Origin of the sequence: Parabacteroides sp. B2-S-102, assembly GCF_023656665.1 — a bacterium.
In the GTDB taxonomy this organism is placed as follows: Bacteria; Bacteroidota; Bacteroidia; order Bacteroidales; family Tannerellaceae; genus Parabacteroides; species Parabacteroides distasonis.
Genome location: NZ_JAMOKM010000005.1, coordinates 191,793 through 207,601, shown reverse-complemented (window position 1 = coordinate 207,601; position 15,809 = coordinate 191,793). Strand labels below are relative to the sequence as shown.

The 15,809-nt window shown below is 42.3% G+C and carries 14 protein-coding genes; all 14 read left to right on the top strand.

The window, feature by feature from the left end; genetic code table 11:
• Positions 1-102 precede the first annotated feature (102 nt).
• The 14 genes from NBH07_RS09200 (at position 103) to NBH07_RS09135 (ending at position 15,801) form a co-directional block, all read left to right on the top strand.
• Positions 103-1,272 (top strand): 6-bladed beta-propeller, encoded by a 1,170-nt coding sequence (locus NBH07_RS09200; RefSeq protein WP_008778896.1) that lies wholly within the window; start codon positions 103-105, stop codon positions 1,270-1,272.
• A gap of 52 nt (positions 1,273-1,324) precedes the next feature.
• Positions 1,325-1,480, top strand: coding sequence for a glycosyltransferase (locus NBH07_RS09195; protein ID WP_080504979.1), 156 nt, complete (start codon positions 1,325-1,327; stop codon positions 1,478-1,480).
• On the top strand, positions 1,477-1,788 hold the full coding sequence (locus NBH07_RS09190) for a glycosyltransferase (protein ID WP_008778897.1): 312 nt from the start codon (positions 1,477-1,479) through the stop codon (positions 1,786-1,788). Before NBH07_RS09195 ends, NBH07_RS09190 begins: the two co-directional genes overlap by 4 nt.
• A gap of 234 nt (positions 1,789-2,022) precedes the next feature.
• Positions 2,023-3,216 (top strand): 6-bladed beta-propeller, encoded by a 1,194-nt coding sequence (locus tag NBH07_RS09185; RefSeq protein ID WP_011967064.1) that lies wholly within the window; start codon positions 2,023-2,025, stop codon positions 3,214-3,216.
• A 1-nt stretch (position 3,217) separates the two neighbouring features.
• Positions 3,218-4,363, top strand: a complete 1,146-nt coding sequence (locus NBH07_RS09180) for a 6-bladed beta-propeller (protein WP_005863850.1) — start codon at positions 3,218-3,220, stop codon at positions 4,361-4,363.
• A 36-nt stretch (positions 4,364-4,399) separates the two neighbouring features.
• Positions 4,400-6,595 (top strand): peptidase domain-containing ABC transporter, encoded by a 2,196-nt coding sequence (locus NBH07_RS09175; RefSeq protein ID WP_156682741.1) that lies wholly within the window; start codon positions 4,400-4,402, stop codon positions 6,593-6,595.
• Between the two features lie 29 nt (positions 6,596-6,624).
• The gene (locus NBH07_RS09170) at positions 6,625-7,938 is read left to right on the top strand and encodes a radical SAM/SPASM domain-containing protein (RefSeq protein WP_156682740.1); all 1,314 of its coding nucleotides are present in this window, start codon (positions 6,625-6,627) and stop codon (positions 7,936-7,938) included.
• Between the two features lie 52 nt (positions 7,939-7,990).
• Complete coding sequence (locus tag NBH07_RS09165; protein ID WP_005860508.1) at positions 7,991-8,254, top strand: hypothetical protein; 264 nt, start codon at positions 7,991-7,993, stop codon at positions 8,252-8,254.
• Between the two features lie 4 nt (positions 8,255-8,258).
• Complete coding sequence (locus NBH07_RS09160) at positions 8,259-9,491, top strand: TonB-dependent receptor (RefSeq protein WP_005860505.1); 1,233 nt, start codon at positions 8,259-8,261, stop codon at positions 9,489-9,491.
• Positions 9,481-10,773 (top strand): HlyD family secretion protein, encoded by a 1,293-nt coding sequence (locus tag NBH07_RS09155; protein ID WP_008778900.1) that lies wholly within the window; start codon positions 9,481-9,483, stop codon positions 10,771-10,773. Before NBH07_RS09160 ends, NBH07_RS09155 begins: the two co-directional genes overlap by 11 nt.
• A gap of 200 nt (positions 10,774-10,973) precedes the next feature.
• A complete protein-coding gene (locus NBH07_RS09150; protein WP_005860500.1) occupies positions 10,974-12,182 on the top strand; it encodes an ROK family transcriptional regulator in 1,209 nt (402 codons plus the stop codon).
• A gap of 141 nt (positions 12,183-12,323) precedes the next feature.
• Positions 12,324-13,241, top strand: coding sequence for a dihydrodipicolinate synthase family protein (locus NBH07_RS09145; RefSeq protein ID WP_005860498.1), 918 nt, complete (start codon positions 12,324-12,326; stop codon positions 13,239-13,241).
• A 3-nt stretch (positions 13,242-13,244) separates the two neighbouring features.
• Positions 13,245-14,447, top strand: coding sequence for an AGE family epimerase/isomerase (locus NBH07_RS09140; RefSeq protein ID WP_005860496.1), 1,203 nt, complete (start codon positions 13,245-13,247; stop codon positions 14,445-14,447).
• Between the two features lie 103 nt (positions 14,448-14,550).
• On the top strand, positions 14,551-15,801 hold the full coding sequence (locus NBH07_RS09135; protein ID WP_005860494.1) for an MFS transporter: 1,251 nt from the start codon (positions 14,551-14,553) through the stop codon (positions 15,799-15,801).
• Positions 15,802-15,809 lie beyond the last annotated feature (8 nt).

Sequence of the window (15,809 nt, the reverse complement as noted above, 5' to 3'; positions counted from 1 at the left end):
AGCAAAAAGAAGAGATCACGAGAAAAAATAACCTAGTTTTGTAACTAGGCATGATTGAGCGAACGTATCGCTCCAAGTGTTTAACCTTAAATCGGAAGAATAATGAAATGGATAATCACAATACCAGCGATCCTCCTCTTTGCGTTAGCGGGATGTGGAAAAGATAAGCAATCGACAAATGAGCTTATCACTGTTGATGTTACGGTAAGTTACCCTAAAAAAGAACTAATTCTTCAAGATTTTATGGATGTCGAATATATTCCTTTGGAAACAAAGGACGATTTTATTTGCCAAGGTCTTGTCCTAGCAATCGGAAAGGATATTATTCTTGCCAGAAACCGAATCAGAGATGGAGATATCTTTATCTATGACAGAAAAACGGGAAAAGGATTAAAAAAAATAAATAGAGAAGGGCAAGGTGGAGAAGAATATACGTTCATCCAAAGAATTGTGCTTGATGAAAAACAAAATGAAATATTTGTACTCGATCATTTTTCAAGGAAAATATCAGTATATGATTTAGATGGGAATTTTAAAAGAAGCCTTAAACGAGGTGATGAACTCTATTTCTTTCATTTATACAATTTCAACCAAACAAGTTTAATAACTAATAATTATTGGGTAACAGACAAGCCTGCTTTTACTATTATATCTAAACAGGATGGAACAACCAAACAAATCCAGATTCCATTTAAAGAAAAAATATCAATGGCTGTAAACTATTCTGATAAAGCAAAGGATATATATTACAACGTGATCCCTGATAACTATAATCCTATAATTCCCTATTTTGATTGTTGGGTACTTGTAGAACAATCATCCGATACAGTATATAAGTACCAATCAGACCATAAAATGATACCGATTATAGCAAGGACCCCATCCGTACAATCCATGAATCCGGAAGTATTCCTCTTCCTAGGGATTCTTACTAACCGCTATTATTTTATGGAAACGGTTAAAAAAGAATATAACTTCGAGACACATGAGGGATTTCCCACTACAGACTTATTATATGACAAACAAGAAAAGGCTATTTTTGAATATATTGTATATAACAACGATTATTCTGAGAAAAGAGCGGTGAATATGAAATCACTTCCTGTAGACGATAAAATCGCATCTTGGCAAAGTATCGAGGCTTCCCAGCTCATTGAGGATTATGAAAAAGGGAAGTTGAAGGGACGATTAAAAGAAATTGCCGCAAGTTTAGATGAAGAATCCAATCCGGTAATCATGTTAATAAAACACAAAAAACAAACCAATCCCTAATGGTTATGAATCCAATGGAGGCTGTCTCTTATAATACAAAAATTGAGAAACAATTATTTTTTTTGCCGATCGGATTGACGAAATAAAGGGTGTGAGTTCTTTGATCAAAGCGTTCCATATGGTCTTAGAAGCTCATCCTAATAGTCGTTTGCTGATAGCCGGTAACGGTGATTATACAAGGGCCTTCCAAGAAGCAAAAAATATTTGACCACATGCATAGATTCCTTGATGTACCAAGGCGATCTGCACTTGGAGATTGTCTTGGTGGATGATGGCTCGACCGACTTATCCAGAAAGATCGCTGACGAATACGCTAAGAAAGAGGATCGTATCAAGGTGATTCATCAAGAGAACGAGGGAGCGTCCGCTGCCCGTAACCCAGGTTTGGAGATTGCCCAAGGTGAGTATATCGCTTTTTTAGATAGCGAAGACTGGATAAGTTGGAAGGACAAACATGGGTCAGCTGGCATCTGGAGTCCGAAAAGGATGATCTGGGAATCAACGACCCGGAAATAAACGAACTATTCGACCTTTTGATAAGTGACCCACAAGATAGCAAGATAGCGAGAGGAAACAACATCCATTGCTAAGCCTTTGCCTAAATTATGTAAATAACGGATAGAATTCCATTCACCGCTATAAGTTTTGAGCAAAAAGAAGAGATATCGAGAAAAAATAACCTATTTTTGTAATTAGGCATGATTGAGCGAATGTATCGCCCTAAGTGTTTAACCTTAAATCGTAAGAATAATGAAATGGATAATCACAATTTCAGCGATCCTTCTCTTTGCGTTAGCGGGATGTGGAAAAGATAAACAATCAACAAATGAACTCATCACAGTTGATGTTACAAAGAATTATCCTGAAAAGGAATTGACACTACAGGATTTCATGGATGTGGAATACATCCCGTTGGAAACAAATGATGAGTTTGTTACCCAAGGCAAAGTAATGGCCATTGGTGCAGAAGTTATATTAATAACCAACTGGGCCAACGACGGGAATTTGTTTGTTTTTGACAGAAAAACCGGCAAAGCCTTGAAGAAGATAAACAGGAAAGGGCAAGGTGGCGAGGAATATGTAGGTATTACGGAGGTTGTTCTGGATGAAGCAAACAAGGAAATATTTGTTATAGCCTATACCGGAAGTAAAATCTCTGTATATGATCTATACGGAAATTTTAAAAGGAGTTTCAAAGCCGAAGGTACGGAATCTCATATAAATACATTTAATTACGACCGGGATAATTTGATCTCTTATGTACCAGATAATAGTCTGGAAAACCCGTCAAACGCCATACCTCCATATTATTTAATCTTTTCCAAGCAGGATGGAAGTATCACCCGGAAAATATCAATTCCTTTTGATGAAGTTAAAAGCCCGGTCGCAAGAGATGGGGAAAACTGGGAGAACTGGGCCGCTCCAGTACCAACCGCCATGTATCAAATAGTTCCAGATCATACCAATTGGGTACTTATGGAGACATCATCCGATACCATATACCACTATTTGCCGGATGCTAATACGACAATCCCCCTTATCGTAAGAACCCCCTCCATACACTCCATGGATCCTCCTGAAGTATTTCTTATACCAACCGTTTTTACCGACCGTTATTATTTCATGAGCCTGTTGAAAGCGGAATTTAATTTTGAAACAGGGAGAGGGTTTCCAATTTCCGGATTGATGTACGATAGACTGGAAAATTCTTTATTCATACCTAAAATATACAATGGTGATTATACCAGCAAAAGAGAAGTGGATATGACGTCGAGACCTTTAGATCCGGAATTCGTAATCGGACAGTCATTGCAAGCCCACGAACTTGCCGAGGCTTACGGGAAAGGACGATTGAAAGGCAAACTGAAAGAGATCGCAACTACATTGGATGAAGAGTCTAATCCGGTGATTATGCTGATAAAACATAAGAAAAATAAATACTAGCATGAAAGTAAATTTAATTTCAGTAGTCCTCCTCTTTGCCTTAGCGGGATGTGGAAAAGATAAGCAATCGACAGACGAGCTTGTCACGATCAATGTTAGCAAAGATTACCCAGAAAAGGAGCTAATCCTTCAGGATATTATGGATGTGGAATATATTGCGCTGGAAACGACTGACGAATTTATCACACATGGTAATGTCATGGATGTCGACGAAAAATTTATAATAGTAAAAAACAACACAAACGACGGGAACATATTCATTTTTGACCGGAAAACGGGAAAAGCTATACGGAAAATAAACCGTTTAGGACAAGGTGTCGAGGAATATCCGGGGATTGCAGGAATTACACTAGATGAGGAAAACAATGAGCTATTTGTTACACATACAGGGAAAATATCAGTATATGATTTAGACGGGGACTTTAAAAGAAGCTTTAATTTCCTAGACCCCGAAAGTGACTACCTTAAGGTTTTTAATTATGACAAGGATAATCTGATCACTTATGATAACAAAGGCTATGGAATGGTGGCAGACCAACAGCCTTATCATTTGATTATCTCAAAGTATGACGGAAGTATTATCCAGAAAATTACAATTCCTTCTAAAGAACAGAAAACACTGGTTATATTCGGAGATAATGATCAAAAAGTAATTCCTACTTTTTTTGCTACAACCGCCACTTCCGATAATTGGATACTTATGAATCTCTCATCCGATACCCTATATTCCTATTCGCCAAATGGTCATATTAAACCTTTTATCGTGAGGACACCCTCTATATATTCCATGGATACAGAAATATTTCTTTTTGTAGAGGAGGTGACAAGCCGTTATTATTTTATGAGAACCGTAGAAAAAAAACTCGATATTAAAACGAGAAAAATACCGGTGAGTAGGTTGGTATACGACAAACAGGAAGATTCTATATTCAAATATCAAATATATAATACTGATTTTTTATATCAAAGACCGATCTATTGGATTTCATCTATTAATCAAGATATCGCGAACTGGTATCCCTTTGATGCGCCTGAACTGATTGAGGCTTATAAAGAAGGGAAGCTCAAAGGTAGGCTAAACGAAATCGCGACGAAATTGAATGAGGATTCCAATCCCGTCATAATGCTGATCAAGTATAAGAAATAAGAACTAAATCATGTCTATATCCTAATGTTTTAATTTATGCTAAGATCGTTTCCACATTATCAGCAATTGGATTCTATGGACTGTGGTCCTAGCTGCCTCCGTATGATCGCCAAGTTCTATGGTCGTGTGTACTCGATCCAGAACTTACGGGAGAAAGCCTTCATCACACGGGAAGGAGTCTCCATGCTGGGTATCAGCGAGGCGGCGGAAGCGATCGGGTTCCGAACACAGGGCGTGCGGATCACGGTGGAGGAATTGGAAAAGGAATGTCCCCTACCCTGCATACTGCACTGGAACCAATGGCATTTCGTGGTTTGCTACAAGATAAGGAAAGGGAAGTTCTACATAGCGGACCCGGCGGCGGGACTTATCACCTATACGAGGGAGGAGTTCAAGCGGTGCTGGGTCAGTACCAAGGTGGACGGGCAGGATACCGGGACGGCGCTCTTGCTGGAACCGGGGCCGGAGTTCTACGGGATGGAGGACGAGGAGAGAGACAGGAAACGTAACCTCGGATTCTTTTTCCGATATATATCGCCCTACAGGCGGGAGATGGCACAGCTCGTGCTGGGCATGGTGACAGCCAGCGTACTGCAACTCATCCTGCCTTTCCTCACGCAGAGCTTGGTAGATACCGGTATACGGGACAACAACCTAGGTTTCATAACCTTGATCCTTATATCGCAATTGGTGATCTTTATCGCCAAGCTATCCGTGGACTTCATACGGAGCTGGATATTGCTGCACGTAAACACGAGGATCAATATCGCCTTGATCTCCGATTTCCTCGCCAAGCTGATGCGCCTGCCCCTGCATTTCTTCGATACCAAGATGGTGGGCGATATCATGCAGCGCATCGGAGACCATGACCGCGTCGAGGCTTTCATGACCGGGACATCCATCAATACGCTCTTCTCTTTTGTCAACTTCATCGTGTTCGGGTTCGTGCTCGCCTACTATGACTGGACCATACTGGGACTCTTCTTGGCGGGTAACGGCTTATACGTGGCGTGGGTACTCGCCTTCATGAGATGGAGGAGGGAGCTGGACGTAAAGCGTTTCTCGCAAGCGGCCGGGGAGCAAAGCAACCTATTCCAGCTCATCACCGGAATGCAGGAGATCAAGCTCAATAATTGCGAGACCAAGATGCGATGGAAATGGGAACGGATACAGGTAAAACTTTTCAAGATAGGGATCAAGGGGTTGGCGTTACAACAATATCAGCAACTCGGGGCGGTCTTTTTCAACCAGACCACGAACATACTCATCTCCTTCATCGCGGCGCGGGCCGTCGTGCAAGGGGATATGACGCTGGGTATGATGATGTCGGTGACCTACATCGTGGGGCAGCTCTCTTCGCCTATCGAGCAATTGATCGATTTCTCACGATCCCTACAGGACGCGAAGATCAGTCTGGAGCGGCTCGGCGAGATACACGGGAAGGAGGACGAGGAACAGGCAGGCGGGATAAGGCTGAATGTTCTTCCCGATGACAGGACGCTACGGCTGGAAAACCTCAGCTTCAGCTATGACGGCGCGGACCGGGATTACGTGCTGGAGGATATCAACCTGACGATACCCCATAACAGGGTGACCGCCATCGTGGGGGCCAGCGGGAGCGGAAAAACGACGATCGTGAAACTCCTGCTCGGTTTTTACAACCCCAACAAGGGGGATGTGAAGATCGGCGATACCTCCCTCAAGAACTTGAATCCTCACGTATGGCGTAGCAAGACCGGTTCGGTTATGCAGGATGGTTTTATCTTCTCGGATACGATCGCCAACAACATCGCCCCCGGCGAAGAGGTGGTGGACAAGGAACGCCTGCTGCATGCCGTGACGGTGGCGAATATCCGGGATTTCATCGATTCTCTCCCGTTGGGCTATAATACGAAGATCGGCATGGAGGGAAACGGAGTGAGCCAAGGGCAGAGACAGCGTATCCTGATCGCCCGGGCGGTGTACAAGAATCCCGACTTCATCTTCCTTGACGAGGCCACGAACGCTTTGGACGCCAACAACGAGCGGGAGATCATGGAGCAGTTGCACGCCTTCTACAAAGGACGGACGGTGGTGGTCGTGGCGCATCGGCTAAGCACGGTACGTGACGCGGACAAGATCGTGGTGCTGGACAAGGGACGCGTCGTGGAGGAAGGGACGCATCAGGAGCTCACGGCCTTGCGGGGGACTTATTATAAGTTGGTGAAGAACCAGTTGGAGTTGGGGAATTAATCACTTAACAATCTAAATATGCAAATACCATGAAAATATCAATGTACACATTCCTATTTGAGATAGACAGTAAATTTTATGCATATAATACATTGTCTAATGCCTTGATCGAAATAGCAGAGGATACATATAAGATTTTATTAGTCAACAAGAATAGACATACACCTTTACAAGAGAAAGACTTGGGATGTGATGAACTTTATCAAACTTTGAAAGAAAACCATATGATCACTGAAAATAATCGGGATGAGTTCTTACTGTATAAAAGTATTATCCTAGCAGGACGCTCCATCAATATCTTAAATCTAACGATAGCTCCAACCATGGATTGCAATTACTCGTGTTCTTACTGTTTTGAAAATTGCAAACGTAATATTTATATGACAGAAAAGGTCATAAGCTCAATTATTAAATTCATAGAACAATATGAAAACATTAAAAATATTCACGTAGTTTGGTTTGGAGGAGAACCTCTTCTAGGCATTAAGCAAATAGAATCACTTTATCGTAAGATGATTCTGATTCCCGATAAAAATTATTCTTTCTCAATAATCTCTAATGGGTTCTTGATATCACCGGATATTATAAAACTCTTTAAGGAGATGAAGTTACAACACATACAAATTACGCTAGATGGATTAAAAGAGACTCACAACAAGATAAAATTCACAAAAAATGAAAACGATACTTTTTCTAGAACTATAAAGAATATAGACTTGCTAGCATCTTCTGCCCCAGAAATACGAATTAGTATACGAGTAAATATGAATAAAGAGAATTCTTCTGAATTTATAACTTTATATTCTTTCATATTACAACGATATAAGAGCAACCCATTGATTGGAATTTATCCTGCTTTTATAACATCTACTTCTTCTAAATCAAGTTCTTCTTGTTCTTTACTTTTCAATAGACAAGAGAAATCTGAGTTTATACAACAGCTCTACTATGACAGAGGTATCGTAACCAATTTATGTGGATATCCAGATTCCTCTTTTACAGAATGTTCTATTCGAAATAAACACACATTTACAATAGATCCAGAAGGATACTTATATAAATGTTGGGAAATTATAGGCGATCAAAAATATGCCATAGCAAAATTGGATTCAGAAGGAACTATTCAATCCATAGATCAGAAAATTCTTAACCGATACCTCTATGCCGCAGATCCACTGGAAGATAAAACATGTTCTAAATGTCCTTATCTTCCTATTTGTTTTGGAGGTTGCCCCCATAAACGGATAGAAAATATATTTAAAGATAAACATTATGATACATGTACATACCTTAAGGGTTCTCTCAAAGAATTTATAAAAATTCATTTGTCACAAAATAGCTGAATAAGATTATAATAAAAAGGCTATTTATTTAAAAACTTAATATCATTGCGTTATGAAAAATTTTAAAGTGATTGAAAAAAGCCGTCTAAATGAATTTACAATGGCTAAACTTATAGGAGGACGGCCTTGTAACGAGCGTAATACAAATTGTGGAGCAACAGGATACTCATGTAATGCGGCTTTTGGCATTTCTGATCCATGTGGAAATTTTCGAGATGGTACTAATTGCCCTAGAAACTATGGAACTTGTTCTCCCAACATAGAAGTGTGCCCTGAACGTCGCTTACCTGATTTGCCGGTACTAATGAATATATAAATTTATGAAATCTATTATCATTAGTATTATCCAAATTCTTTTTTTGGTATCTCCCGTTTCTGCATCGGAACGGGAGACCGACTATATTGTTACGTTTTATCCTGAAAGTGGATCTATTCTTCAAAATATCTCATGTAAAATAGTTTTTACAGCGGAAGGAATTGACAAGAAAAAGATATCCATCACTGGAGTAATTATAAATGAGAGAGGGGATACGGTTCAATCCGTGAAAACGCTATTGCCCGGAATAGGCTACTTTCATATTTATGCAAATCCAGGAGAAAGATATATCTTAAAATGCGAAAATCGAGATAGAATCCGTAAGAATTTTTATTTGCCAATGATGAGTGAAAATGGCTTTGGTCTTAAAATAATTGAAAATAAAGAACAATGGCTCTTATCCGTTATCAACTCTTCGAGGGAAGTGCCAATGAAATTATTATATTTAGTGGCCCAATCGGAAGATTCTATTTTTTTCCAAAAAGTCTGGAATCCTAAAGATTCTTATTTAGTTTTTGACAAAAAACATTTTCCAAAAGGGATATCCTCGTTCGCTTTAGTAGATTCTATGAAGAATCTATTGTGTGGCCGTGTCGTACTAAACATACAAGAACAGACTGATTTCCAGTCATTGCCTCCAGACTTCCGAATGGGATTGCTTCCACTTAAGAACCAAATAGATTCAGATCCCTCACGATTGAGTTTGGCCTGGGATTTAATAGCTATGACATTAGAGGTTACTCCCATTAAAAACTTATCACAACCAAATCCGGATATATGGAAAACCGTAAATCTCGATGAAGTTTCTATTATCGCAAGCATGAGAAGAAAACAAAAATATAATGGATTGTATTCTGGATCTTTGCCATCCAGTCGTGTAATCTATCGACAAAACATAGAACAATGGCATATACAGGATATGAGGTCCTTACTTTATCTATTGGGGAGTGTTAACATTTCGTGGTATGTAGTAGATCATGTGTATAAGGAATGTGTGTTTATTCAAGATTATGGAGCCATTTCATTCCAAACGGATCCTGTAAAAAATTATGAGCCACCTTTATTTGTCGTTGATGACGTTCCATATCAAAATTATGATATACTTTCGTTTCCTGTGACCGAAATAGAAGAAATTTTTATCCTAAAAGGTGTTGATGCTGCTATATACGGTCCAAAAGGGAAAAGAGGGATTATCGTAGTTACCACCAAACGAAATAAACCACCTTATGAAAAATAATAAAGATATAGAGTTACGTAGCGAGGAGGTACAGGAGGTGATGGGGCAAGTGCCGGCCTGGATCGTACGGTGGGGGATAACGCTGTTATTCCTCGTGGTCGTAGCGTTGCTGGTGGGGAGCTGTTTCTTCAAGTATCCTGACGTGATCACGGCTGACATGACATTGACGGGGCAACATCCCGCAACGGCGGTGGTGACACGGGCGGCGGGAAAGATACAGGAGCTGCTCGTCAGGGATAATCGTCCGGTAAGGCAGGGGGATTGGCTGGCGGTCATAGAGAATCACGCCGACACGGACGATGCCATCTATCTGGATAAGGCGTTGGAACGATCCGGAAGCGACGTGGATAGCTTGGACAAGGCATTATCAAAGTACAAGGAGCTATCGCTGGGTGATATGCAAGCGGCTTACTCGGGACTACTGTCGGCGCTCCATGCCTGTATCAATTACAGGGAGATCGATTATTATCCGCAAAAAATGACCTCCATCCGCAAACAGATAGCGTTGTATAAGGCTTACTATAACGAGACCGAACGGCAGCGGAAGACCCTCTCGGAGCAATTCGCCTTGACAAGGCGGCAATACGCCCGGGATTCATTATTGTATAGCCGGTCCGTGATTTCCTCCTACGAGCATGAGACCGCACGGGCTTCCCTACTGCAAAGCCGTTATTCGCTAGAAGGGGCGGCAGCCTCGGCTGAGAATCTCAGGATACAGATCGGGGAGCAAGAGCAATCCTTGCTGGATCTGACGCTGGAGCGGAGCGAGAAAGAATTTACGCTACGGCAGGAATTACAGACCGCCCGGGAACAATTGCTGAACAGCATGAACGAGTGGAGGTTGCGTTATTGCCTCATCGCCCCGGTAGGGGGTGTCGTGACTTTCACCAAGTACTGGAATGAGAACCAATATATCCCATCCGGAGAGGTGGCTTTCACCGTCGTGCCGCAAGGCGAGGGCCGGCTGGTGGGGAAGGTGCGCATACCGATAGCACGCTCGGGAAAAGTCCGGAGAGGCCAGCGGGCGATCGTCCGTTTCTCCAATTTCCCGGATCAGGAGTTTGGAGTGGTAAACGGCGTGGTATCGAATATCTCATTGGTCCCCACCGACGAGTACTATACGGCGGATATCGATTTTCCAGAGGGCCTGAGAACCAATTACGGTATCGACCTGCCCGTCTCGCCCGAGACGCAAGCCTCTGCGGAGATCGTAACGGAAGAATTACGCCTGATCGAACGATTCTTCCTCCCGATCAAACGGATCGTGAAAGAAGGATTTTAGTGTAATATTATCCTTTCTTTCCTATGCGTTTATCACAGATGTCACGAGTGACAGAGTCCGCCGCAGACTATGGTATTCAACTTCTATTACAAATTCTTACAATTAAGATAGCTCCTTATGAAAAAATTTTATTTTATTACGCTTAGTTTTTGAAAAAACTTATTGTACCTTTGCCCTAATCACTCAATAAAGGTATAACCATGACAACTAAGTTCTTGCTCTCGTCCGATGACAATACTCGCAGTGGCCTTCTGAAAAAGAAGATCATACATTATTATATGGCCAATGGAGACGCTACTATAGCGGAGGTATGTAAAGAAATGAATCTCAGTATCCCCACCGTCACTAAGCTAATTAGCGAATTACAAGAGGACGGTTATATACTCGACTTTGGAAAACAAGAGACTAGCGGAGGGCGTAAACCTAGTATTTACGGGCTCAATCCCGTATCCGGCTATTTTGTGGGCGTAGATATACTGAAAGATCAACTGAATCTAGCCATATTAGATTTTAAAGGAGATAAGATCCGCATTGAGCAGAATATCCCTTATACACTCGAAAACACACCAGCCGCTTTAGACCATCTTTGCGAATGCATCAATGAATTTATAAACTCGTTGCCGATCCCAAGGGAAAAGATATTAAGCATTGGCATTAATATATCCGGACGGGTAAATCCTTTCGCCGGATATAGCTATAGCATTTTTTACTTTGAGGAGAAGCCCTTGTCTCAAATCCTTGAGGAAAAACTACATATAAAGATCTATATAGAGAATGACACCCGTTCCATGGCTTACGGCGAATATCTTCAAGGAGTCGTAAAAGGAGAGAAAAATATCCTATTCATCAATATATCTTGGGGATTAGGTATCGGTATCATCATAGACGGCAAGGTTTATTTCGGGAAATCAGGTTTCTCCGGAGAATTTGGGCACTTCAGCTTCTTCGAGAATGAGATTCTTTGCCATTGCGGTAAAAAAGGATGCCTCGAGACTGGAGCTTCCGGTTCTGCCCTATACCGTACCCTCCTTGAGCGGTATAAAGAGGGTAGCAACACCATATTGGCCAGTAAAATCGATGCCGGGGAATACATCGGGCTCTCTGACTTGATCGACGCCATTCACAAAGAGGATATGCTATCCATTGAGATACTGGAGGAGATCGGTTTTAATCTAGGTAAAGGAATAGCCGGATTGATGAACATTTTCAATCCGGAACTGGTCGTACTGGGCGGCCCCTTGTCGCAGACGGGAGAATATTTAAGCCTACCTATTAAAAGTGCCGTCAGGAAGTACTCTTTGAACTTGGTAACCCGTGATACTCAGATCAAAGTATCCAAATTAGGTGAAAGAGCGGGTATATTAGGAGCCTGCCTGCTATCTCGATCTAAAATTCTAGGTATGATTTAATATGTATTTCAAAGGAATTAAATAAAAAATAAATAATTATTTCATTTTCTCGATAAAACACCACTATATTATTAAAATATTTTATTTATATTTGCAGCATAATTAAAATCAGAGGTTAAAACTCATAAAAATAACGCAGATATGGATAAAATTAAAGGATTGATCGATGCTCCCTTTACTCCGTTCTACGAGAACGGGGAAGTTAATTACGAGCCCATTGAAGATTATGCGAAACTTCTTGTGAAAAACGGGCTGAAAGGCGTATTCATCAATGGTTCTTCCGGAGAAGGTTATATGCTGACAGAGGAAGAACGCATGAAATTGGCCGAGAAATGGATGGAAGCAGCTCCGGAAGGCTTTAAGGTAATCGTGCACGTAGGTAGCACATGCGTTAAGTCTAGCCGTAATTTAGCGGAACATGCTCAAAAGATCGGCGCTTGGGGTATTGGCGCTATGGCTACCCCTTTCCCTCGTATCGGTCGAATTGAGGAATTGGTAAAGTACTGCGAGGAGATCGCTTGCGGCGCTCCTGCCTTACCGTTTTACTACTATCATATCCCTGCGTTTAACAACGCTTTCCTCCCTATGCTGGATTTCTTAAAAGCAGTAGACGGGCGTATCCCTAATTTCGCCGGTATCAAATATACATACGAGAGCTTATACGAATACAATCAATGTCGTTTATACAAGGATGGTAAATTCGACATGTTGCACGGACAGGATGAAACGATTCTTCCTTGCCTTGCGATGGGTGGAGCGCAAGGAGGTATCGGTGGTACCACAAACTATAACGGAAAAGAATTAACCGGTATCCTAGAGGCTTGGGCAGCCGGTGACTTAGAGACAGCTCGCGAGAGACAAAACTTCTCTCAGGAGGTTATTAACGTTATCTGCAATTACCGTGGTAATATCGTCGGAGGAAAACGCATCATGAAATTGATCGGATTAGATCTCGGCAAGAACCGTACCCCGTTCCGGAATATGACGGACGAAGAAGAGGCCGCAATGAAAGCGGAATTAGAGGCTATCAATTTCTTTGAAAGATGTAATAAATTCTAAGGTATGGCAGCGTTTGACAATTTATCTAATCCATCGGAATATCTAGCTTATTGGGGCAAGACCTATCGGAATGAGCTTCTTTCCAATATTCTTCCTTTTTGGATGAAATACGGACTGGACAAAGAGAACGGCGGTTACTTTACTTGCGTAGACCGGGATGGTACTCTGATGGACTCCACTAAATCCGTTTGGTTCCAAGGACGATTCGCCTTTATCTTGGCATATGCCTATAATCACATTGAGAAGAACGAAGAATGGCTGAGAGCCTGTAAAAACGGTATCGATTTCATCGAGAAACATTGTTTTGATACGGACGGACGTATGTTCTTCGAGGTGACAGCGACAGGCATCCCTGTACGTAAACGCCGTTACGTATTCTCCGAGACTTTCGCGGCGATCGCTATGGCTCACTATGCATTGGCATCAGGCGACAAAGGCTATGCTGAGAAGGCCGTGAACTTATTCAAGCAAGTATTACACTATAAGAATACCCCGGGATTATTGGAGCCTAAATTTCGTGAAGGTCTCGTGGCGAAAGGCCATTCTTTCTGCATGATACTGATCGATACGGCGGCACGCATCCGTGAGGCCATAAACGATCCCATACTTACACAACAAATCGATGATTCCATAGCCGAGCTACGCCGTGATTTCATGCATCCCGAATTCAAGGCTATCTTGGAGACAGTAGGACCCAACGGTGAGTTTATCGACTCTATCGCCGGGCGTACCATCAATCCCGGCCACTCCATCGAGACCGCATGGTTTATCTTAGAAGAGGCCAAATACCGAGGATGGGACCCTCAACTGAAAGAGATGGGCTTACAAATCCTCAACTGGTCTTGGGACTGGGGCTGGGATAAGACGTACGGCGGAATCAACTATTTCAAGGATTGCAAAAACTTCCCTCCCCAAGAGTATTGGCACGACATGAAGTTCTGGTGGCCACAATGCGAGGCGGTTATCGCTACGCTTTACGCCTACCAAGCGACTGGCGACGCCAAATATCTCGAAATGCACAAACTAATAAACGATTACACATTTAATCATCTCCCCGACAAAGAATATGGGGAATGGTATGGCTACCTACACTTCGATGGTAGTCTCTCTCAATCTGCCAAAGGCAATCTATTCAAAGGTCCGTTCCACATTCCTAGAATGCTTCTCAAATGTAGTTTACTCTGCGACGAAATTCTTTCTAAATAACTTTATCTAAAATACTGAAAATTGGTCAATTGACATCAGGGGTCACAACCGTGGCTCCTGATGTTTCTAAGGCTTTGTTTTCCTTTTTATTTTCCTCAATCAAATGAAAAATAAGAAATTATATCCTTGGATCGTAGTCGGTTTACTATGGGTTGTCGCCTTACTGAACTATATGGATCGCCAGATGCTATCAACCATGAAATCAGCTATGATGGTGGATATCGTGGAACTAGAGTCTGCGGCGAACTTCGGACGTTTGATGGCGGTCTTCCTCTGGATCTACGGATTCATGAGCCCTGTGGCCGGTATGGTGGCAGACAGGGTAAACAGGAAGTGGCTAATCGTGGGTAGCTTATTTGTCTGGTCCTTCGTGACTTTGATGATGGGGTATTGCACGGATTTCAATCAGATCTATTACCTACGTGCCTTGATGGGGGTCAGTGAGGCCCTGTATATTCCTGCCGGATTATCGCTTATCACAGATTATCACCAAGAGAAAACACGCTCATTAGCCGTAGGTATCCATATGACAGGTCTATACGTAGGCCAAGCCTTGGGGGGATTCGGAGCTACGGTGGCCAGCGCTTATACGTGGGAAACGACTTTCCATTGGTTTGGTATCATCGGCATCGCTTATAGCGTGGTCTTGATCATCTTCTTACACGATAAGAAAGATCATGTGGAACAAGCCGTAAAACTGGAAAATTATCCGAAAGAGAATCCGATTTCCGGTGCGTTTAAAGGATTAGGGATGTTATTCACGAACATCGCTTTTTGGATCATTCTTCTTTATTTCGCCACGCCGAGCTTACCGGGTTGGGCGACAAAGAACTGGCTCCCTACCCTATTCGCTGAAAATCTCTCGTTGGATATGTCCGAGGCCGGTCCGTTATCTACATTCACGATCGCTATCTCTTCCTTTATAGGGGTAATCGCCGGAGGTATTTTATCCGATAAATGGATCCAGCGGAATGTCCGGGGACGTGTATACACAGGCGCCATCGGTTTGGCATTAACGATACCCTCTCTCCTATTACTAGGATTTGGGCACAACTTCCCGATGATTATCGGCGGTGGTCTTTGCTTCGGTATCGGTTATGGTATATTCGACGCCAATAATATGCCTATCCTTTGCCAATTCATCTCCCCCCGTTATCGGGCTACAGCCTATGGAATTATGAATATGACCGGTGTATTTGCCGGAGCCGCCATCACGGATATACTAGGAAAATCTACCGACGCTGGTAATCTTGGCCATGACTTCGCCATGCTAGCCGGATTGGTACTCATCGCACTTTTAATCCAAGTGATCTTCTTACGTCCGAAAGTCGCTAATATGACCGACGAATGCTAATTAATCTC

Bases quoted from the DNA above. Each gene is read 5' to 3' on its own strand.
- NBH07_RS09180 (WP_005863850.1), top strand. From the start codon at position 3,218: ATGAAAGTAAATTTAATTTCAGTAGTCCTCCTCTTTGCCTTAGCGGGA.
- NBH07_RS09185 (WP_011967064.1), top strand. From the start codon at position 2,023: ATGAAATGGATAATCACAATTTCAGCGATCCTTCTCTTTGCGTTAGCG.
- NBH07_RS09155 (WP_008778900.1), top strand. From the start codon at position 9,481: ATGAAAAATAATAAAGATATAGAGTTACGTAGCGAGGAGGTACAGGAG.
- NBH07_RS09170 (WP_156682740.1), top strand. From the start codon at position 6,625: ATGAAAATATCAATGTACACATTCCTATTTGAGATAGACAGTAAATTT.
- NBH07_RS09165 (WP_005860508.1), top strand. From the start codon at position 7,991: ATGAAAAATTTTAAAGTGATTGAAAAAAGCCGTCTAAATGAATTTACA.
- NBH07_RS09135 (WP_005860494.1), top strand. From the start codon at position 14,551: ATGAAAAATAAGAAATTATATCCTTGGATCGTAGTCGGTTTACTATGG.
- NBH07_RS09175 (WP_156682741.1), top strand. From the start codon at position 4,400: ATGCTAAGATCGTTTCCACATTATCAGCAATTGGATTCTATGGACTGT.
- NBH07_RS09140 (WP_005860496.1), top strand. From the start codon at position 13,245: ATGGCAGCGTTTGACAATTTATCTAATCCATCGGAATATCTAGCTTAT.
- NBH07_RS09145 (WP_005860498.1), top strand. From the start codon at position 12,324: ATGGATAAAATTAAAGGATTGATCGATGCTCCCTTTACTCCGTTCTAC.
- NBH07_RS09200 (WP_008778896.1), top strand. From the start codon at position 103: ATGAAATGGATAATCACAATACCAGCGATCCTCCTCTTTGCGTTAGCG.
- NBH07_RS09160 (WP_005860505.1), top strand. From the start codon at position 8,259: ATGAAATCTATTATCATTAGTATTATCCAAATTCTTTTTTTGGTATCT.
- NBH07_RS09150 (WP_005860500.1), top strand. From the start codon at position 10,974: ATGACAACTAAGTTCTTGCTCTCGTCCGATGACAATACTCGCAGTGGC.